Origin of the sequence: Lacticaseibacillus styriensis (assembly GCF_030770295.1) — a bacterium.
GTDB classification, from domain to species: domain Bacteria; phylum Bacillota; class Bacilli; order Lactobacillales; family Lactobacillaceae; genus Lacticaseibacillus; species Lacticaseibacillus casei.
Window position 1 is genome coordinate 493,093 of record NZ_CP132483.1, and the last position, 20,440, is coordinate 513,532.

General features: G+C 49.5%; 17 protein-coding genes. 11 read left to right on the forward strand and 6 right to left on the reverse strand.

Annotated elements, in window-relative coordinates; all coding sequences use genetic code 11:
• The first annotated feature begins 145 nt into the window (after nucleotides 1–145).
• The 5 genes from LACSTY_RS02275 (at nucleotide 146) to LACSTY_RS02295 (ending at nucleotide 6,000) form a co-directional block, all read left to right on the forward strand.
• Complete coding sequence (locus LACSTY_RS02275; protein WP_151466761.1) at nucleotides 146–880, forward strand: class I SAM-dependent methyltransferase; 735 nt, start codon at nucleotides 146–148, stop codon at nucleotides 878–880.
• Between the two features lie 85 nt (nucleotides 881–965).
• Nucleotides 966–1,718, forward strand: a complete 753-nt coding sequence (locus tag LACSTY_RS02280) for a gamma-glutamyl-gamma-aminobutyrate hydrolase family protein (protein WP_087911560.1) — start codon at nucleotides 966–968, stop codon at nucleotides 1,716–1,718.
• A 382-nt stretch (nucleotides 1,719–2,100) separates the two neighbouring features.
• Nucleotides 2,101–3,444, forward strand: coding sequence for a glutamine synthetase family protein (locus tag LACSTY_RS02285; RefSeq protein WP_087911561.1), 1,344 nt, complete (start codon nucleotides 2,101–2,103; stop codon nucleotides 3,442–3,444).
• A gap of 70 nt (nucleotides 3,445–3,514) precedes the next feature.
• Nucleotides 3,515–4,642 carry an amidohydrolase family protein gene (locus LACSTY_RS02290; protein WP_087911562.1) on the forward strand — a complete coding sequence of 376 codons (1,128 nt, stop codon included), beginning with the start codon at nucleotides 3,515–3,517 and terminating at the stop codon, nucleotides 4,640–4,642.
• Nucleotides 4,643–4,644: 2 nt separating this feature from the next.
• Entirely contained in the window at nucleotides 4,645–6,000 is a 1,356-nt protein-coding gene (locus LACSTY_RS02295) for an APC family permease (protein ID WP_087911563.1), read from the forward strand.
• Between the two features lie 59 nt (nucleotides 6,001–6,059).
• On the opposite strand, the gene LACSTY_RS02300 is transcribed toward LACSTY_RS02295, so the two are convergent.
• Nucleotides 6,060–6,500, reverse strand: coding sequence for a MerR family transcriptional regulator (locus tag LACSTY_RS02300; protein ID WP_087911564.1), 441 nt, complete (start codon nucleotides 6,498–6,500; stop codon nucleotides 6,060–6,062).
• A gap of 226 nt (nucleotides 6,501–6,726) precedes the next feature.
• Between LACSTY_RS02300 and LACSTY_RS02305 the strand changes: the two genes are divergently transcribed.
• Nucleotides 6,727–7,593 carry an aldo/keto reductase gene (locus tag LACSTY_RS02305; protein ID WP_087911565.1) on the forward strand — a complete coding sequence of 289 codons (867 nt, stop codon included), beginning with the start codon at nucleotides 6,727–6,729 and terminating at the stop codon, nucleotides 7,591–7,593.
• Here LACSTY_RS02305 and LACSTY_RS02310 read toward each other — a convergent pair.
• Nucleotides 7,590–8,612: a zinc-binding alcohol dehydrogenase family protein gene (locus tag LACSTY_RS02310; RefSeq protein ID WP_087911566.1), complete on the reverse strand. Its 1,023-nt coding sequence runs from the start codon at nucleotides 8,610–8,612 to the stop codon at nucleotides 7,590–7,592. The genes LACSTY_RS02305 and LACSTY_RS02310 overlap by 4 nt on opposite strands.
• A gap of 122 nt (nucleotides 8,613–8,734) precedes the next feature.
• Here LACSTY_RS02310 and LACSTY_RS02315 point away from each other — a divergent pair, with 122 nt between their 5' ends.
• Nucleotides 8,735–9,079: a winged helix-turn-helix transcriptional regulator gene (locus tag LACSTY_RS02315; protein ID WP_087911567.1), complete on the forward strand. Its 345-nt coding sequence runs from the start codon at nucleotides 8,735–8,737 to the stop codon at nucleotides 9,077–9,079.
• A gap of 90 nt (nucleotides 9,080–9,169) precedes the next feature.
• Here the strand turns inward: LACSTY_RS02315 and LACSTY_RS02320 are convergent, their stop codons facing one another.
• Nucleotides 9,170–9,919 carry a sulfite exporter TauE/SafE family protein gene (locus tag LACSTY_RS02320; RefSeq protein WP_087911568.1) on the reverse strand — a complete coding sequence of 250 codons (750 nt, stop codon included), beginning with the start codon at nucleotides 9,917–9,919 and terminating at the stop codon, nucleotides 9,170–9,172.
• A gap of 258 nt (nucleotides 9,920–10,177) precedes the next feature.
• On the opposite strand from LACSTY_RS02320, the gene LACSTY_RS02325 reads away from it, so the two are divergent.
• Together LACSTY_RS02325 and LACSTY_RS02330 are read left to right on the forward strand one after the other, a co-directional pair.
• Complete coding sequence (locus tag LACSTY_RS02325; protein ID WP_087911569.1) at nucleotides 10,178–10,912, forward strand: ABC transporter ATP-binding protein; 735 nt, start codon at nucleotides 10,178–10,180, stop codon at nucleotides 10,910–10,912.
• Nucleotides 10,905–12,521: an ABC transporter ATP-binding protein gene (locus tag LACSTY_RS02330; protein ID WP_087911570.1), complete on the forward strand. Its 1,617-nt coding sequence runs from the start codon at nucleotides 10,905–10,907 to the stop codon at nucleotides 12,519–12,521. The genes LACSTY_RS02325 and LACSTY_RS02330 overlap by 8 nt, the downstream gene beginning before the upstream one ends.
• 501 nt (nucleotides 12,522–13,022) lie before the next feature.
• Here LACSTY_RS02330 and LACSTY_RS02335 read toward each other — a convergent pair.
• Entirely contained in the window at nucleotides 13,023–13,634 is a 612-nt protein-coding gene (locus tag LACSTY_RS02335) for a hypothetical protein (RefSeq protein WP_087911572.1), read from the reverse strand.
• A gap of 454 nt (nucleotides 13,635–14,088) precedes the next feature.
• Between LACSTY_RS02335 and LACSTY_RS02340 the strand changes: the two genes are divergently transcribed.
• Both LACSTY_RS02340 and LACSTY_RS02345 read left to right on the forward strand, forming a co-directional pair.
• On the forward strand, nucleotides 14,089–16,623 hold the full coding sequence (locus LACSTY_RS02340; RefSeq protein WP_087911573.1) for a M1 family metallopeptidase: 2,535 nt from the start codon (nucleotides 14,089–14,091) through the stop codon (nucleotides 16,621–16,623).
• A gap of 381 nt (nucleotides 16,624–17,004) precedes the next feature.
• Nucleotides 17,005–18,447, forward strand: a complete 1,443-nt coding sequence (locus LACSTY_RS02345; protein WP_010493056.1) for an amino acid permease — start codon at nucleotides 17,005–17,007, stop codon at nucleotides 18,445–18,447.
• Between the two features lie 55 nt (nucleotides 18,448–18,502).
• Here LACSTY_RS02345 and LACSTY_RS02350 read toward each other — a convergent pair whose 3' ends face one another.
• Complete coding sequence (locus LACSTY_RS02350) at nucleotides 18,503–19,837, reverse strand: MFS transporter (RefSeq protein ID WP_087911574.1); 1,335 nt, start codon at nucleotides 19,835–19,837, stop codon at nucleotides 18,503–18,505.
• Nucleotides 19,838–19,910: 73 nt separating this feature from the next.
• Nucleotides 19,911–20,411, reverse strand: a complete 501-nt coding sequence (locus tag LACSTY_RS02355) for a DUF1440 domain-containing protein (RefSeq protein ID WP_039639621.1) — start codon at nucleotides 20,409–20,411, stop codon at nucleotides 19,911–19,913.
• Between the last annotated feature and the right edge of the window lie 29 nt (nucleotides 20,412–20,440).

Below are 20,440 nucleotides of genomic sequence, written 5' to 3' on the forward strand. Positions count from 1 at the left end.
GATAGCATGCATTGCACTGCTTTTCAAACTAAAATATCATCATTGGCCAATGAGAATCTAATTGGGGGGCTTTACTTCCCATACCGGTTGCATCATCTTGCCTTGACTGCGATGATGGCCTTAATCACTGAAGGAGGAAACACAGATGGCTGCGATTTATGATAATCCGGATTTTTTCAAGGCATATAGCCAAATGGATCGCTCGAAAAAAGGGTTAGCCGGGGCGGGGGAGTGGCATGAGTTGAAGACAGTCTTACCGGACTTCACTGGTAAACGGGTGCTTGATCTCGGATGCGGTTATGGTTGGCACTGCCGTTATGCCGCTGATCATGGCGCTAAAAGTGTGCTTGGCATTGACACATCTGCCAAAATGCTTGCCAAGGCCGCTGAGCTGACGGACGACAAACGCATCGCGTATCGCCAGCTGGACATGCAGGCAATCGATCAATTGCCGGGGCAGTTTGAAGTCATTTTAAGCTCGCTAGCCATTCATTACATTGCCGATTACGCTGAACTTGTCGGCAAGATCAGCGACAAACTGCCAATTGGCGGGCAATTTGTCATGTCCGTGGAACATCCGATTTTTACGGCCCAAGGCAATGAGGAGTGGGTCACGGACGAGCAGGGCCACAACCTGTACTGGCCGGTTGATCGTTATTTTGACGAGAGCAAACGGGAAACCGACTTTTTAGGCCATCGAATCAAAAAATACCACCGGACGTTGACGACCTATTTGAATACCTTGCTCGACAACCATCTGCGACTGGATCGCGTGATTGAGCCGACCCCGACTGCTGAAATGGTCAAAACCATTCCCGGTATGGCAGATGAGTTGCGCCGCCCGATGATGCTGATTGTGGCAACGACCAAAACGGCGTGAGCAGTCGTGCCTGTCTATTGTCGCCAATCCTTTCACGGCGTATACTCATGAAATCAAAACTAAAATGAATAGAAGGAAATCGCTCGTGAAACTAAGAATTGGTATTCCCACAGACGAACTGATCGAAGTCAATCCCGTGATGCCGAATAATCATCCTGCCTATGTGCCCCATGATGTCAAAGAGGCGTTTATTCACCTTGGTGCGCTCCCGCTCGTTTTGCCGTTTCCTGATGATGTCAGTCAGACCGAACAGCTGGCGCAAGATGATATGGCCTTGGTCGACGGCCTGATGCTGCCAGGCGGCCCGGATGTGGATCCGACGCTCTATGGCGAGGAACCGCATCCCAAGATCGGCATGACGTTGTACCAAAAGGATTTGTTTGAAATCGCTTTGATTAAGGCAGCCTTATCGGCGAACAAGCCGATTTTTGGCATTTGCCGCGGGATCCAAATCATGAACGTTGCCATGGGCGGCACGTTGTATCAGGATCTTGAACAGCAATATCCTGATTTGAAAATTCAACATCCCCAAGCCACATTGGGTCAGTTTGCGACCCACCATGCCGAATTAACGCCTGGTAGTCGCTTGGCTGATTTGTACGGCAAGCAGACCATTAAAGTCAACTCCCGCCACCACCAGGCAGTTAAAACTGTCGGCAAGGGACTGAAGGTGACAGCCGTTGCGCCGGATGGTGTGGTCGAAGGAATGGAGTCCACGGACAACGATTTGTTCCTAGGTGTTCAGTGGCATCCTGAAAACATGTGGCAGCAGGAAGATCCTCAGCAGCTCGTTGTTTTCCAGGACTTTTTGAAGCGTGTTGCGGGTCATCAGAAGTGATTTCTGTGGTTCGATGAATCGTAAAAAGTGCCCCGTTAAACGTATCCGTTGAAAACCGTCTCGTTCATGAGGTGGTTTTTCTGTGTGGTGCGCTACAGACAAATCGTAATTAGTAGTGACAAGACCCAAAAACAATTTTCAGAAAATCTTTTCTTTTAGCTAGAATCATGTAAGATTGAAGCCGAGTAGCATTGACGAAACGGTTGTTGTTTAATGAAGCTGTCTGGCACGAGGTAAGGGCACCATAACGCGTTCACCGGCGCAGAAACCTACATGTAAGGGCCTTGGGCGCAATGGCCTAAGCCCGGGCCATCACGCCCAAGGCCGCTTACACTCCGGTTTCTAACCGCGCCGGTTCACGCTCAAACAAGGAGGAACCGGAATGGACGATGAAGCCGTTATTGAGCAGCTCACGGAGAAGCAGACCGAGCTGATTGAGTTTTTGTATGTGGACTATAACGGACTGACGCGGGGAAAAGTGATTCCGTTGGCCAGCCTGAAAGCCAAGCTGGCTGACGGGATCGGCTTGACCAAAGCAACGCTGAATGTCAGTGAGCGCGACACCATTTTGCCGGTTGCCGACATGACGCCGATTGGGGAATTACGGTTGATCGGGGACGCTGCTTCGGCGCATGTGCTGCCTTACATGCCGCAGGTGGCAACCTTGATGGGCGATATTTATAATCTCGATAAAACGCCTTATGCCTCCGATCCGCGTACCATTTTGAAACGGGTGGTCAAGCAGTTGGCCGATGCCGGCTTCAGCGTGAAAATGGCTTATGAAAACGAGTTCGAATTGTTCACCGGGGATAAGGATCATCGCGAACCGGCCATGCCGCGGGTTGCCTTTTCAACGGAGTCGATGGACTTTGCTTATCCGTTCATTCTTAAAACGATCAATCAACTGCAGCAGGTCGGGATTATGCCGAATGCCTACTATCCGGAAGGCGGCATTGGCCAGCATGAATTGAGCATGTTGCCGCAGGATCCGGTGACAGCGGCAGACAATGAAGTGATTTACAAACGGATCATTAAAAACACCGCCAAAGATTTTGACTTGTATGCCTCATTTGCGCCGAAACCCCTTGTCGATTCGGCTGGCTCCGGCGCCCATATTCATTTATCGTTGTGGCGCGGACAAGAAGATGCCTTTTTCGATGCAGACGCGCCGATGCAGCTATCCAAGACTGGTCAGTATTTTGTCGGTGGCGTGTTGAAACATATTCAAGGCTTGCTGGCGCTGACCTGTCCATCGGCGAATTCCTATCAGCGGCTGGCTCCGGGACATTGGAGCAGCGCTTATGCGACCTATGGCAAGGACAATCGCGAGGCGGCGGTGCGGATTCCGTCGACGGCGTGGGGCGATCCGGCTAGTTCGATGAACATTGAGCTGAAGGCGAGCGATGCGACCGCGAATCCGTATTTGGCGTTTGCCGGCTTGCTGGCGGCGGGGCTGGATGGTATTCAGCACCAGACGCAACCGGGTGATTATTGCGATGTCGATCCGGCAACGTTAAGCGAAACCCAACGCAATGAGATGGGGATTCACCGTCTGCCGCAGTCATTGAGCCAGGCGGTCGACGCGTTCGTGACTGATTCGCTTTTCCACGACGTGTTCGGGCCGCAACTGATCGATGCTTACGCCAAAATCAAGCGTGAAGACGATCAATATTATTCGAAGTTAGCATTAGAGAAAATTGCGGCATTGCACCGCGAGCTATATTGAATTGCAAGTTGAAGAACTAATTTCGGCCATCATCATGAATGGTGACCGCTGTGCATGAGGAGGAAACATTTTGGACGACCTAACGGAGTTTGTCGACCAAGTCCCATTGTTGGACCATCACTGTCATTTCTTAATTAACGGGAAAGTGCCGAATCGCGACGAACGGTTGGCGCAGGTGTCGACAGAGGCGGACAATGATTATCCGCTCGCCGATACCAAAAACCGCTTGGCCTATCACGGCTTTTTAGCTGTAGCCAAGCAATTTGCCCTTGATGCCAAGCACCCGCTGGCAGCGATGAATGATCCGGGTTATGCCACTTATAATCAGCGCATTTTCGGCCACTATCACTTTAAAGAATTACTGATCGACACCGGTTTTGTGCCGGATGATGCGATTCTTAACTTAGATGAGACTGCCAAGTTGACCGGTGTGCCGGTGAAGGCGATTTATCGTCTGGAGACGCACGCTGAAACGTTCATGCTGAAATCAGACAATTTTGCGGCTTGGTGGCAGGCTTTTAGTCAGGACATTCAACAGGCGAAGGCACATGGCTATGTCGGCTTCAAATCGATTGCAGCTTACCGCGTGGGGTTGCACATTGAACCGGTTAATCTCATGGAAGCCGCGGCTGGGTTTGATACCTGGAAGAACTCCGGCGTCAAACGGTTAACGTCCAAGCCGCTCATCGATTACATCCTGTACCATGCAGCGCCGTTGATCATGGCGCAGGATCTGCCGCTGCAATTTCACGTTGGCTATGGCGACGCGGACACGGATATGTATCTGGGTAATCCGTTACTGATGCGCGATTTTCTGAATGCCTTTGCCAAAAAGGGACTCAAAGTGGTTTTACTGCATTGCTATCCATATCATCGCGAAGCCGGCTATTTAGCCAGCGTCTTTCCGAATGTCTATTTTGACATTTCGTTGCTGGACAATCTCGGCCCCAGCGGCGTGCAGCGGGTTTTTGATGAAGCAGTCGAACTGGCGCCGTACACACGGTTGCTGTTTGCCTCCGATGCCAGCACGTATCCAGAAATGTATGGGTTAGCGGCGCAACAATTCAAACAGGCACTGATCGGGCATTTTGCCTCCCTGCCATTTGTTGATCTGGCGCAGAAAAAAGCTTGGATCAACGTGATTTGCTGGCAGACAGCGGCCAAGCTTTACCACCAAGAAGAGGAGTTTGTGAGTTAGTTATGGAAAAACGCAAAAAATTAACCTTGCTTGAGGTCTTCGGACTCTCGATTGCAATGGTGGCGCCAACTGGGGCGATGTCGTTTAATACGGCAAGTGCCGCCGCCAATGCCGGCATCAACATGCCAATCGCTTTTTTGCTTGGCGGCATTGGCGTCTTGTTTGTGGCGATTTCGTTTGTGGAACTGGGCAAGCGGATTCCTGGCGATGGCTCGGCTTATGCGTATAATGCCAAAGCACTTGGCGAAAAGGCCGGCTTCATTTCCGGCTGGTTATTGGTGTTGACGTACGTGACGTTTGTTTTTAGTTCCGGCGCCATTGTCGGCAACTTTGCCAATGTCTTTCTCAGTCATTTAGGCGTACATCTACCGGTGAATCTCTACAACATTTTGGTTTTGTTGCTTGGCGGCTGGCTGAGTCATAAAGGCATTGAATTTTCGACGCGCTTGACGCTGGTCCTTGAATTGCTGGCGGTATTGGTTTTGAGTGTGCTGACGGTTGTGATTATTTTTTCCGGCGGCCGCAGTGGTAATTCGGTGCAACCGTTGATTCCCCAGCCGCATATGGCGACCGGCTTGGGGATGGGCATGGTGTTTGCGCTGATGTCCTTTGCTGGCTTTGAAGGCTCGGCAACGATTGCCCCGCGCGCCACGAATCCGCGTAAAGCGATTAGTATTGCCTTGCTGGGCGCCGTGAGTTTTGCGGCGATTTTCTATTTTCTTGTCAGTTACGCCGAAGTGATTGGCTTTGGCTCCGCGCACATTGGCGATCTTGCGAAAAGTACGGCACCCATGAATTTCCTGGCGACCCATTATTTGGGAACCAATGCTGCGATTTTCATGGACTTCGCGGCGATGGTCAGCTATTTTGCCTGCTATTTCGGAGCGCTTAATGCCGGCGCGTTCATGCTGGAGGCGCTAGGTAAAAGCGGTTATCTGCATCCGTGGCTGGCGGTAGAAAGCGGAGACAAGCAGACGCCGACGCATGCGCTTGACAGCATTACCGGACTCGCGTTGATTGTGTATGTTATTTTCGCGATCAGTTTGGGTGTGAGTGCCAGCGATATGTATAACTGGTTTGGCACGATCGGGATGCTAGGGCTGCTGACGGTTTACGTGCTGGTGAATATTGGCGCGATCGTTTACTTCCGCAAAGACAAAGGCCGGTCGATGTTCAAACATGTGTTGGCGCCGGTGATCGGGATTCTCGTACTCATTTATCCGATTTACACGAGTCTCTGGCCGATTCCGGCATTTCCAATGAACACGTTTCCTTACATCGCCATTGTCTGGTTCCTGATTGGGCTATGGGTCGCGACTAAGCGGCGAAAAGTTGAAACGCGGTTGGAAGATTTTTGATTGGTTTGGAATTTTGACGAAAAAAGTGCGCTTGACATGTTGAGATGTCAGCGCATTTTTTAATCTCGCTGTTCTTGCCTAGTAGCCGCGGCTCTGGCATGGGTAGTGCCGGTTTTGACGTACTTTTCAGTGCCGTCTGCAACAGCTTGGCGATAATAGTGTTGCTTGTATTCAATCGTGTTGAGCGTTTGTTCCAGTTGCTTCATCTGGTTTTCGACCGCGTCGTGGAGCTGATTAAAGAAGTCCAGCCGCTTGGTGAGGGTAGCGTCGCCTTCAAGATTCCACTGCATAAACGTTCGGATATCCTTAATCGACATACCCGCCGTTTTAAGGCAATTGATCATTTCCAGTGCGCCAAGATTCTGGTCGGTAAAACACCGCACACCTGCTTGATCTTTTTGCAGGTCAGGGATGAGTCCTTCCTTATCATAGTAACGAATGGTCGGGACGGATAGATGGGTGATTGCGGCAACTTCGCCGATGGTGTATGAAACTGACATGAAAGCCTCCATGTTTCCTTACGAGATGACAAGACATATTGCAAAAAGAAACGACTTGCCCTAAAGTCGACTTTAGGGGATAAAGTGAGTGTAGCACGTAAGCCGATTGATGCAAAATTGCGTTCATCGGTCTTTTTTATGCCCTTGTCGGCGAAAAAATGCTGTTATGGCTACATCGCACGTGATGAGCAATGTGCAGCAATTTTTTAAAAGGAGTGAGGCTATCTTGTTGGAAGAGACATATACGTTAACGAATGGGGTCAGGATTCCCAAAATCGGCTTTGGCACCTGGATGATTGATTCAGATGCTGCAGCGGCAAAGGCCGTTCATGAAGCGATCGATGTCGGGTACCGCCATATTGATACGGCGGAGGCTTATGGTAATGAGGCCGGAGTTGGCGAAGGTGTACGGGCATCCGGAGTGCCGCGTGAAAATATTTTCGTCAACACCAAGCTCGCGGCCGAGATCAAGGACCACGACACGGCCGTCAAAGCTATCGACGGCTCGCTTGAGAAGCTTGATCTGGAATATGCGGACATGATGATCATCCATGCGCCGAAACCATGGGCCAAATACGATGAACCGGAGCGGTACTTCGAAGGGAATCTGGAAGCCTGGCGCGCATTGGAAGAAGCCTATAAAGCCGGCAAATTGCGCGCCATCGGAGTTTCTAATTTTGATCCCACCGATCTCAAGAACCTGCTGGATCATGCTGAAATTGCCCCAATGGTTGATCAAGTTTTAGCGCACATTACCCAGACACCGTTCAAAACGATCGACTTTGCGCAAGAGCATCAGATATTGGTCGAAGCCTATTCGCCGTTCGGCCATGGCGAGATGTTCAAGAATAAGGACATCCAGAAAATGGCGGCTAAGTATCAAGTCTCCGTTGCGCAGTTGGGCATGCGCTATTTGTTGCAGCTGGGCCTACTGCCATTGCCAAAAACCGTAAACCCTGACCACATGAAGGCTAATGCAGAGGTCGATTTTACCATCAGCGACGATGATATGACGACGCTGAAGCAGATGAAGCCGCTAACCAACTATGGCAAATATCAGTCATTCCCGGTTTACAGTGATCGATTGAGCTAAGCCCACGGACCGGCAACAACGACCTTGCCAATCATGTGACCGGATTCGACCAGTGCATGCGCCTTCCTCAAGTTGGCAGCATTCAACGGCTGTAGTGTCTTGGCTAAGGTGCATTGAATCGTGCCGTCATTGAGTAAGCTGGCAACTTTGTCGAGAATGATCCCTTGGGAAGCGAGATCATAACCATACCAAGACTTCGAAAACATCCACTCCCAGGCAAACGTGGCCCGCTTTTTGGTCAACTTTTGTAAGTCAATACCGCGCCGATTTTCCGTAATGGCGGCAACCCACCCGTCAGGACGAATCATGGTGGCGATTTCGTTCCAATGTTCGTCTAGATGCGAGAGGTTAAGGATGTAGTCAACATTTTTGAAGCCGGCTGCTTTTAACTGTGGCGGTAATGGCTGACGGTGATTCAAAACGTGATCGGCGCCATGTTCTAGTACCCATTTTTGTGACTCCGGGCGCGAGGCAGTGGCGAGTACCTGCAGGCCAGCGAGGTGGGCAAGTTGCGTCGCCATTGAGCCAACCCCGCCTGAGCCGTTAATGATCAAAATGCTACGCTTCCGATTTGCCTCTTTGTGGTCAAATGGGATGTGTAGTTTTTCGAACAACGCTTCCCATGCGGTGAGACTGGTCAATGGCATGGCGGCAGCTTGGGCATCGGTGAGCTTAGCCGGAGCGTGACCGACAATCCGCTCGTCAATCAATTGATATTCGGCGTCACTGCCGGAACGTTTGTAACTGCCGGCGTAGAATACCCGATCGCCTACGTGGAACCGGGTAACGTCATGGCCCACAGCGGTCACAATCCCCACGGCATCCCAACCAATGATCTTCGGCTGGGCAAGGCGTGCATGACCTGCGCCACGCGTTCCGGTATCGACCGGATTCACCGAAACTGCCCGGACATTCACTAATAAGTCGTGGCCTTCAGGTGTTGGTGTCGGTAACGTCAAATCTTCTAAACTATTTTTCTGTTCAATCGGTAAATGCTGCGTAAATCCAATGGCCTTCATCAAAAAGACTTCCTTTCGTTTGCTTTCTTAACCTTTCACCTTGTATGTTAGCCAGCATGCACTAACATAGTAAGTGAGCAAATTGTAAGTAACTTGTAGGAAAGCAACGAGGGGGCCTTGTGATGGATCGTGAACTTTATAATTGTGCTGCAGGATGCCCGGTTCAAAATACAGTTGATCTGATTTCGGGAAAATGGAAAAGCGTCATTCTCTATCATCTCTTTAAAGGGGATGCCACCCGCTTCAGCACGCTGAACAAGGCCATTCCTTCAGTGACCCAGCGCATGTTGGCGTTACAATTGGCGCAACTTGAAGCCGACGGGATTATCTACAAGAAAGTCGGCGATGAAGATGGTCGCGCCACGGAATATGGCTTAACCAAGTTAGGCCAAACATTGGCGCCGGTGATCGACGCCATGGCAGCCTGGGGTAAGTTTTATCAGACGCAGCAGGCTGCGCTGGCATGAACGGTGACGATATATTTTCTTTTATTTATCAACCAGTTAAGCAAAAAGGCATCGTCGAAAATTCGGCGATGCCTTTTTGGATCTTTTGCATTAAAGATAAGCCTGATAAAACAAGACAACCGCAAGCCCGATCGCGAAGATCCCAACCGCCGTTTTGATCACGTGCGATGGAATCAAGCGGACAATCATTGGACCGAGAAAGCCGCCTGCGAACAAGCCGATGCAGACCGGAATTAAAACCCACCAGGCAATCGGCATCGAGAAGATGAACATGATTGACGTGACCGTGTTGTTCACAAGCGATGCGAGGTTACGCATGGCGTTGTAAGTTGCATACGGGCCGGCGACGATGCGCGAGAGCACCGCGATCATCAACAGTCCGGCACCGGCGCCAAAATAACCGATATATAACCCAACAAGCATAATCAGCGCATAACCGAATCCTTGTGCAAGTTTGCGATGGGTAGCCTGATCGGGATCTTTTTTCGGCGTTAGAATCATGACGCCAGCTAGAAAAATGATAAACGGAACGACTCTTTTGAAGCTGGCATTGGAACTGTGAATTAAGATAAGCGCCCCCAAGACGCCACCAAGGGCATTAAGTAACGTGATGAGTAGCGCTTGGTGCCAGTGGCCCTTTAATTCCCGTCGTGATGAAAGCACTGATGAAGATCCGCTGAACAAAAGGCCGATCGTGTTGGTTGCATTGGCCGTGATCGGCGGAATGCCGACCGATAGCAGCATCGGGTAAAGCGTGAGCGCCGCCATCCCTACCGTACCATTGAGGATACCGGCAATTAGGCTCATACTGAGTAAATACAAGATTGTTTCGAGCGTCATAAGCTCGCCTCATTTGATTTGTTTTTCGGGGTAAATCTGTTTTCTTTTAGTATTTTACACCCAATATCATCTTATCAAGCTTAGCATTTGCGGATACTGTTGTCGCTTTTAAGCGTTTCCAGCTTATGGACCGATCGGGTTGCTTTTGGGAGTGAAAACAGTTATTTATCGGCAAGTGCCATGAGTCTTGTCAATGGTATGGCTGAAAATAATTTGCTATACTCAAGAAAAAATTCAGGTGGCACTGGAGGTGGCGGGATGAAAAAGCTTGAAATTGCCCATTTGGATAAGGCCTTTGATCAGCAGGTTTTATTCAAAGACGCCAATTATACGTTTCAACAAGGTAAGATCTATGGCTTGCTGGGACGCAATGGTTCTGGTAAGTCGACGTTGTTTAACATGATTGTCCGAAACCTGCCGATCGATAGCGGCACGATTGCGGTTGATTCGGATGATGGTCAAGGGCTGATCACAAATTACTCGGATACGGCAGTCGGTATGGTTTACACTCAGCCACATTTGCCGGCATTCATGACCGGCGTTGAATTCGTTGACTATTTTATCGCGATTAACCGCGAACGGCTGGACCGGATGCATACAACGGTCAAAGCAGCGGACTTTTTTGATATGGCTGGGCTGGGTAAGGCAGATGCCAATAAGTTGTTGCGCGACTATTCGGAGGGGATGCGCAATAAGCTGCAGATTGTGGTGTCGTTGATGCTGAAGCCGCCGGTGCTGCTGCTCGACGAACCGCTGACAACTGTCGATGTGGTGGCGGCGCATGAGATGCAGCAGATGATCGTTGCGATGAAGGCAGACTCGGTGGTTGTCTTTTCCACGCACATTATGCAGCTGGCGCAGGCCATCTGTGACGCGGTGGTGCTGTTGCATCAGCAGCAATTAACTGAATTGACGGGGCTGGATATTCACAGTCAGGCATTTGAAGACGCCGTGATTGCGCGGTTAAGTGACGAGGTGCAGGCAGATGCGTGAGGCATGGCGATATTACTGGTTTCAAGCGCAAACCGATGCGACTACCGGGGTGAATGGGATCATTTACTTTCTACGGCGGATCCCGTTTGTAGGAAAAAAGATTCCAACCAGATGGTATCGCACGGGGACGTTGAAAAGTCTTTTGGCCATTTTGTTAAATTTCATGATGCTGCTGACCAAGCCGGTGATAACCCTCTTGATGATGGGCTTGGCGTTCCTGGTCGGCAATGCTTACAACGATTTCATTCATCCGCTCCCAACTGCTTTCACCTTGCGAATCATGGTTGCCGTGGTGGTTTATTCGCTGGGATGCCTCATGCTTCGCGGACTGATTTTTCGGTATGCAGCGATTAATATCAAAACGATTAAGCTTGGCGAGTACTTTTCGCTGGATCGGGTTGCGTTGGTTCGGGGAACTTTGTTGATCAATCAGATCATTGCGGTTGTGATTGGCCCGTTTCTGCCGCTTTTTATTCTGGCACTCATCACCCGTAATCTATGGTTGTTGCTGGTTGGGCTGGAAATGGCCATCTTTAGTTGGCGTTGGCAGGCTTTTCTGCCGCGCTTGGCGTGGTCACACCGGCAACTGGGCTTAATGGCGCTGATCATTTACTGGGTGAGCTTGTGGGGTGTGGTTGCCGGCGTAATGATAACCGGCCAACTCGCGGCATTTGTTAACGGCGTTTTTTCACCTTTAGGATTCATGATCGGCTTGTTGGCTTTGCTGGCGATGGCATGGTATATTCACCGATTCGCTGATGATATTCCTTTCCTGATGGCATCTATCCAGCAGGCAACCATGGCTTTGGATAAGGTCGCAGCATCTCGTGATCAGCAGTTTTTGGCCGCTGGCAAGGCGATGCAGAAAAAATTAACGCTGGACACCAACACAACGATCAAGCCAACCAGCCGATCCGGCAGTAACTATCTGAACGCCTTATTATTTGCCCGTTATCGGCAGCAACTATGGAAAAAGTTGCGGACGCGGCTGTTATGGATTGGCGGCATTGGCGTTGCATTTTTAGTACTCATCAAACTTTTCGCTGGGCATTCGGTCGGCGATTTGACATCGATTTATGGGGCCTTGTTCTTTCCAATGTACTTGTCATCACTCGGCGCACCGATCGTTCAGCTCTTATTTGTTAACTGCGACTCGGCCATGTTGTACTACCCGTTTTATCGGCAGCCGAAAACCATTTTGGCCGGGTTCTTCTACCGATTCTGGCGGATTGTCCAGTACAACGCAGTCACAGGCGGGCTGATTTTTCTGTTTATTTTTGCGCTGCAATTTGTTTCATCTGTACCGGATGCGGTGAACTTTTATTTGGTGTTACTGCTGGAAGTTTGCGGTATGGTGTTGTTCTTTTCCTTTCATGACTTGTTTATCTACTATTTAATCCAGCCGTTTACGGACGACATGTCGGTCGTTTCCCCGCTGTATCGGTTCTTGTACTGGGGGATGTACTGGGTGGCGTGGGTTTTCACCCAAGTGCAATTTTCCGGCTACGCATATGCCATTTTGATTGGTGTGGTAACGCTGGTTTATGTGGCAATCGGTACCGCGGTGATTTATCGGGTGGCGCCGAAGACTTTCCGGATTCGTTATTGAGGCTCGCTTTGAGGTGGCAAGTGGTGTCGTGTTGCGAGCGAGTATGAATTTTCTGACAAAATCCATTGAAAAATAAAAAAGGCCAACCACTTGATTCGAATAGGTGGTTGGCCTTAGTAGTAGACAGTGTTAATCGTTCATGCAATTCCAGATTCCTGTTATCATTGCACATTGGAATTTAAAAGAGCACTACGATCTTGAGAAATAGAAGGATTGCAAAGATGAACGCTGCTATCATCACGACTAAAAAAATGAGTGAGGCCGGTCTTTTGACTTTTAGTTTGAAATAATCATAAACCAAATAGCTCAAAAAGCTGATCGGCACAACTGTAGAAGAAAACACGGTGAGGGGCAGAGGCAAACCAGAAAACAATGAATCCAGCGTAAAGTATCCGGCGATCCAAAAGCCTAAGAAAGTAAGGATGTGCTTGTAACGGTTTTTAAAGACGTCCCTGTTATTCATTTGAATCACCTCGCTTTTTTAAATCCTACACGTACCGATTAATCATTTTGATACACTCGATCAAATGTCGTTTGAGTGATGTAACTTGTATGGCTAGCGTTCTTGTAGAATTTAATATTGACGCTCACATGGAAGCCATCACTCGCACTCCAGCTTGTTTGAGTGTAATGAAAGTAGACGGTGCCTGCGCCTACTGCACGTACGATAGTTGAAGCAATTCCAATTACTGTGCTAGCACTACCGCTAGCTAACCCGGCAATAAATCCAGCTGTGTCCAGAATATTTCCAAGTTTAAAAGAGCCGTTGTAAGTGGAAGTATATGATGCTGAAGCTACACTCATCGTACCGAAGGCTGATTTTGAGGAATTCAAACGGCTCGGCACCGAGTAGGCCTTCTTAATAGCAGCCAGCTGTTCAGCAGTCACATGGTAGGTCAAAGTGATATGGGTTCCGTCTGCAGAAGTTGTTTGACTAACCAAATTGTTCTCTGGATCTACGACAACATTTGATGGGGTTACTGTCGGCAGTGTTGAACTAACTGATTGGTTGGCACTATCAGCAGCGGAAACGGTTGTTCCTGCCAGAATAACAGGGGACAGCCCAAAGGTCAAAGCTGCAAGGGCACCAGCAAATTTAATAAACTTTGACATTTCTTTTCCTCCTGGAAAGTAAACACTTAACAAAAGTTGTTAGCAATAATGTTGGATACAGCGCGCTCTGTATTCGGTTACATTATAAAACTGCAAATGTCATTTTGTCAACGATTGGTTTATGACTTCAGACCCTGATATAGAGCTGGATTTCGCCGATTTTATACGAAAGGTATATTTTATATAAAAGTTATCCATTTAGTTATTTTAAGCCGCGTTTTCACCAATGTTGACAAGGAGTACACATCACGTTCAATTAAAAAATTGCGATGAATCAATGACAAGCTCTAAGTTAAAAAATGGCCGTCCGCTAAATACCGTAAGAGTGCTAATCAAGAAACGCTGGCGAACCACTCTCTATTCAGCGTAACCGTTTATTAGTGGGGCTTTTCCCTGCCCAGAAAGCGCACTTGGCGTATAATGAGCGTAATCTAACAATTTGAGGAGGCACTTCATGAGCAAATCAGCACATTTCTATGAGACTTTTCAGCCGTCACATTATGATCTTTATTTGGATATTAACCGGGAGACCAAGACCATTAGCGGCAAGACTTCGATTATCGGTGAGGCGAAGCAACCAAACATTGCGGTTCATCAAAAGTATTTGAAGGTTGAATCCGTTGAGGCGAACAACCAAGCGGTCCCGTTTACAACCGATGATCCAGCCGAGGCCGTGCGGATCACGTTGCCGCAAGCAGGCGACGTGAAGTTGACGATTACCTATACGGCGCCGTTGACGGATACCATGATGGGCATTTACCCGTCTTACTACGAAGTGGACGGCGTCAAGAAGCAAATCATCGGGACCCAGTTTGAAACCACGGCGGCGCGGCAGGCTTTTCCGAGTGTTGATGAACCTGAAGCCAAAGCAACATTTGATTTGGCGATTAAGTTTGATGAACGTCCGGGCGAGACGGTGATTAGTAATATGCCGGAAGTGCGTGAAATCAATGGCGTTCATTATTTTGATACCACGGTGCGGATGTCGACCTATCTGATTGCGTTTGCGTTTGGCGAGTTGCAAAGTAAGCAGACCACGACGAAGAGCGGCGTTAAAATCGGCGTTTTTGCCACGAAAGCGCACAAGCCTAACGAACTGGACTTTGCGTTAGATATTGCCAAGCGTTCGATTGAATTTTACGAAGACTTTTACCAGACGCCTTATCCGTTACCGCACTCTTGGCAGCTGGCATTGCCGGACTTTTCTGCCGGTGCCATGGAGAACTGGGGCCTGGTGACGTATCGGGAAGCGCTGCTGACGATCGATCCGGACAACACGTCGCTGGAGACCAAAGAGCGCGTTGCCACGGTCATTGCTCATGAGTTAGCGCATCAATGGTTCGGTGACCTTGTAACCATGAAGTGGTGGGACGATCTCTGGTTGAACGAAAGCTTCGCCAACATGATGGAATATGTTGCAGTGGACGCGTTGCAACCGGATTGGCACATCTGGGAAGCTTTCCAAACGCTGGAAGTCCCGATGGCGTTGCAGCGTGATGCCACGGATGGTGTGCAGTCGGTTCATGTGCAGGTTGAAGATCCGGCTGAAATCGATTCGCTTTTCGACAGCGCGATTGTTTACGCAAAAGGGGCACGGATGCTGGTGATGGTTCGTGCGTTAATTGGCGACGATGCCTTGCGCGCCGGTTTGAAGGCTTACTTTGAAGCCCACAAGTTTGGTAATGCCGCGGGCGCCGATTTGTGGGCAGCATTGGGTCAGGCTTCCCATCTTGACGTTGGTAAAATCATGCAGTCGTGGCTGGAACAGCCGGGTTATCCGGTTGTAACTGCCGCGGTGGTGGATGGCAAGCTGACCCTGTCGCAACAACAGTTCTTCATCGGTGCAGGCAAAGACGTCGGCCGTCAATGGCAGATTCCGTTGAACAGTAACTATGCAGTCGCACCACAGATTTTTGCTGATAAGCAAGCGACATTGGGCGACTATGCACAGTTGCGTCAAGATAGCGGCGAGCCATTCCGGGTTAACGTAGGCAACAACTCCCATTTCATCGTGCAATATGATCAAACGCTGTTAACTGATATTCTGGATCACCTTGACCAGCTGAATGCGATTGATCAGCGTCAGATCCTGCAAGATTTGCGGCTGTTGGCAGAAGGACGGCAAAATTCATACGCTAATATTGTGCCGTTGTTACCGCGTTTTGCCGAAAGTCACAGCGCGATTGTCATCAATGCCTTGTATCGGGTTGCCAATGATTTGAAGCAATTTGTGACACCTGATTCCTCAGATGAAGCCCAGCTGAAAGCATTCTTCGATCAGCTCAGCGCAGGCCAATTTAAGCGTCTCGGCTGGTTGCCTAAGCCAAACGAAACCAATGATGATCAGTTGACGCGGCCATATGTGCTAAGCATGGCACTTTATGCTAAAAACGCTACGGCTATTGCGCAAGGTCACGACCTTTTCACGGCTAACAAGGATAAATTGCTGCAGTTGCCAGCAGACGTGCGGATGTTTGTGCTCCAAAATGAAGTGAAAAACTTTGGCAGCGCCGCCTTGTTCGATCAGTTGTTGACAGCCTACAAGCAGACCACGGATTCAAGTTATAAGGCAGACATTCTCGCTGCCTTAACCAGCACCCCGGATAAGGCCTTGATCGGGAAAATTGTTGATCAGTTCGAAAATGCCGATACAATCAAGCCTCAGGATTTACGCTCATGGTTCCGCGGCGTATTGAACAACCATGTCGGCGAACAAGCTGCATGGGACTGGATTCGCAAAGAATGGTCATGGCTGGAAAAGACGGTCGGCGGCGACATGGAATTTACCACCTATATCACCGTAATTGCCGGCATCTTCCGAACCGCAAACCGGCTTGACGAATTCAAAGCATTCTTCGAGCCTAAACTACCGACGCCAGGGTTAACTCGTGAAATCACGATGGATACCATCGTCATCGCCAGCCGGGTTGATTTGATTCAGGACGAGCAACAGGCAGTTAATGGGGCTGTTGCTAAGGCGGTTAAGTAATTGCTAATGGAAAATTAATTAAATAATTTACTAGAGAGACAGATTCATTTTCGGGAATTTTGAAAAGTGAGTCTGTTTTTTGTTTCGACATAATAAGTTGTCAGAAGCTTTATGCTTGTAGTGCCAAAGCGGAGCAATCGTAGGCGTTTTGGGGCTCAGCCGTCACAGCGTTCCAGCCCCAAAACGCCGGAGATTGCGGAGTTTGGCACGGCAAGAAATTATTGCGTTCAGAAACATGTCCATGGCGAAAAAGCAACTGCCTTTTTAGAAAAATCTAATCCATATCTATACATTTTCACGGGAAATAGGGGCTGCTAAACCGGTACACTGGAGAACAAATTCCTGTTTTTCCAAAGGCGGGATTTGTTTGGAGGGATATTCGTGGCAGACACTAAGAAACAACTGCGCTGGTATAACGTGGCTTTGATTGCGTTCGTCTCGGTCTGGGGCCTGGGCAATGTGTTTAACAACTATGCACAACAAGGCCTGTCCGTTGTGACCAGCTGGATTCTGATTATGCTGATTTACTTCGTGCCATATGCCTTGATCGTCGGCCAGCTTGGTTCAACCTTTAAGGATCAGGCGGGCGGCGTTAGTTCCTGGATTAAGGAAACCGGCAGTGTGCGGCTGGCTTATTACGCTGCATGGACCTACTGGGTGGTGCATATTCCGTACCTGGCCCAGAAGCCGCAAGCGATTTTGATTGCGCTCAGCTGGCTTTTCAAAGGCAACGGTAACTTTGTCAACACCGTATCGTCGATGACCGTGTCGTTGATCTGTCTTGCGCTGTTCTTACTTTTCTTATGGCTGTCATCACGCGGCCTGACGACCCTGAATCGTATCGGTAGCATGGCCGGCACCGCGATGTTCTTGATGTCGATCCTGTTCATCATCTTGGCGGTCACAGCACCTTTGATGGTCAAAGGCGTTCATGTGGCCACGCCGGACATGGGCGATTTGCACACTTACTTACCGAAATTTGATTTGAATTACTTCACCACGATTTCCATGCTGGTCTTTGCCGTTGGCGGGGCGGAAAAAATTTCGCCATACGTCAACAACACCAAACATGCGTCCAAAGAATTTCCGTTGGGCATGCTGGTCCTTGCCGGCATGGTTGCGTTCTGTGCCTTGCTAGGATCTTTTGGCATGGGCATGTTGTTTGACAGTCACCATATTCCGACTGATCTCATGTCTAATGGCCCATACACTGCGTTTGCGATGCTTGGCAACTATTACCATCTGGGGAATATCTTTGTCATTCTCTACGCCATCGCCAATGCGCTTGCTTCGATTTCAGCTTTGGCCTTCTCAATTGATGCCCCACTGAAAATCCTGCTGAGTGACGCCGATCCGCATTTTATTCCTAAAAAACTACGGCGGATCAACAAAAAAGGCACGCCGATTAACGGTTACTGGATGACCGGGATTCTGGTCAGCATTCTGATTATTGTGCCGGCGTTGGGTATCGGCAACATGAATGAGTTATACAAATGGCTGCTGAACCTGAACTCGGTCGTGATGCCACTACGTTATCTCTGGGTCTTCTTAGCGTATTACCTGCTTAATCGCCATCTTGAGAAGTTCCAAGCGGACTACATGTTAGTGAAAAACAAACACGCGGGCATGCTCATTGGCGGCTGGTGTTTCTTCTTCACCGCATTCGCCTGCTTACTGGGGATGCTGCCGAAAATCAGCTATCTGAGCGATCCCGGCACATGGTGGTTCCAAATGGGCCTCAATGTGATTACGCCGGTGGTGCTCTTGGCATTGGGGCTCGTTTTGCCAATGTTGGCCCGGCGCAACGAGTTAACCACGGAATAAACTGCGATATGAAAAAGGATCTGCCACCCTCTTCGGTAGCAGATCCTTTTTTGACCTAAAGATGATGTTCGCGAATCGCGGTCAACATTTTCTTTTCAGGGTAAAAGTGAATGAGCAGCAGCAAGATGCCGTAAAGCAACAGTGGCAACCAGACATAATTCAGGTCAATCATGCCAAGGGTTGCGGCATTTTGGTTGGTGTTCGGAACATAACCGGTGAGGTCGAACAATCCGGCGGTGACGAGGCCACCGATACCCAGCCCGAGGTTGACACCAAAGTCGTTGCTTGAGGCGAAGAAGCCTTCAGCTTGGGCGCCGAGGGTGATACCGTAGCGAATGGTGTCGGCTAACATGATGGAAACCAAGCCGACGATCATGCCTTGACCGATGCTGTTGACCAGAATGCCGAAAAATAGCAGCCACAGCTGGCGCAGGTACACGCCCCCGGCAATCACCAATTGTCCGGCCAAGCCAATCAGCATCCCCAGGCGCATAGTGTGCTTGTTTCCATAATGACCGGCGATGCTGATGATCAGTAAGACGCCGATCAATGATGAGAACGTAAAGCTATTGGCCCAGGAAACCAGATTCTGATTGTGCAACGTGTATTTGAAATAGTAAACCGTCGTCTGGTTTTTGATCGCCGTCAGTAGCCAATACGTGAAAATAACGCCTGACAGAATCAGCCAAGGTTTGTTGCGAACCGCGATTTTAGCAACTACACGAAACGGCTGATGGGCGATTTTTTTCTGGGTAAAGCGCTCACGAATATGCACAAAGGTGTTGAGAATTAATAGTAATGAAATGCCGGCAAACAACGCCATGGTTAAAAGAAAGCCGTGCTGATCATTGCCGCGGCCGAAAAACGCCACTAGCGGTAAGGTGAACACAGCTACAATAATCTGAACGGAACTGCCGAAGAACTGGCGAATGACCCCGAGCAAAGTTAGCTCCTGCTGATTTTGCGTTAGCGTCGGCAGAACCGAGGTGATTGGCAGGTTAACTGCGGTGTAGAGGAACCCCAAGATGAGGTACGTCGCGTAAGCCCACAGCAGTTTACCATTAGCCGACCAGTCTGGCGTGACGAAGGTAAGCACCGCAAAAATGGCATAAGGCAACGCGTACCAAAGGAAGAAGGGCCGGCTTTTACCAAAGCGCGAGTGCGTATGGTCGATCATCAAACCGACCACCGGACTTTCGAAAACATCGGCAACGCGGGCGATCAGGAACAGCAAGGCGACCGCGCCGGCACTCAATCCGTAAATGTCCGTGTAGAAATACAGTAGATAGGTTGTCATCACCTGAAAGACCAGATTATCAGCCGCGTCGCTCAGGCCGTAACTGATGCGTTCAGGCCACTTTGTTTGTTGTGCAGTCGGCTTTTTTTGCATCCGCAAACCTTCTTTCGTGGATAACTGACACGAAACATGTACGACTGCAATCTTCGGGTGTTAGCAGTCGATTTTAATCATGCTTTTCCCGCAACATGTCACTGATCACGATTTGGTTAACCGTATTCCAAACCATGTGCCCAACGGCTTCGGACAAATGTTCTTCGGCCGGTTGATCTTTGGCAGGCGGTACGATTTTTAATGCAGGCATGGCCCAAAGATGAGCGCCAGCCCACACGCCAAGTCCCCACATGCTGCCGTAACCCAATTTAAACAACGGGACATAATGGCCGGCAACAGCATAAAGCGCACCGAGGCTTGACGAAAAACCAAAGTGAACCAAAAGACTGACCCAAGGAATCTGATGGCCGGAATACGTGTAAGTGGCATGAGTTTCCGCCGGGGTGAGGCCGTGCTGCTGCAAAAATTGTTGCGGCGGATTGGTGGCATCACGTTCCGGTGTTCGCGGCGGTAAAATATTTTCCCAACCCAACTTGACAAGCCCTGATACTAAGCCCGCAACGGCCCCAACCGCCGCCAGCTTTAAGACAGATGACTGAGTTTGTGTACGCATAAAAGCGACCTCCCTAGATGAATGCGTTA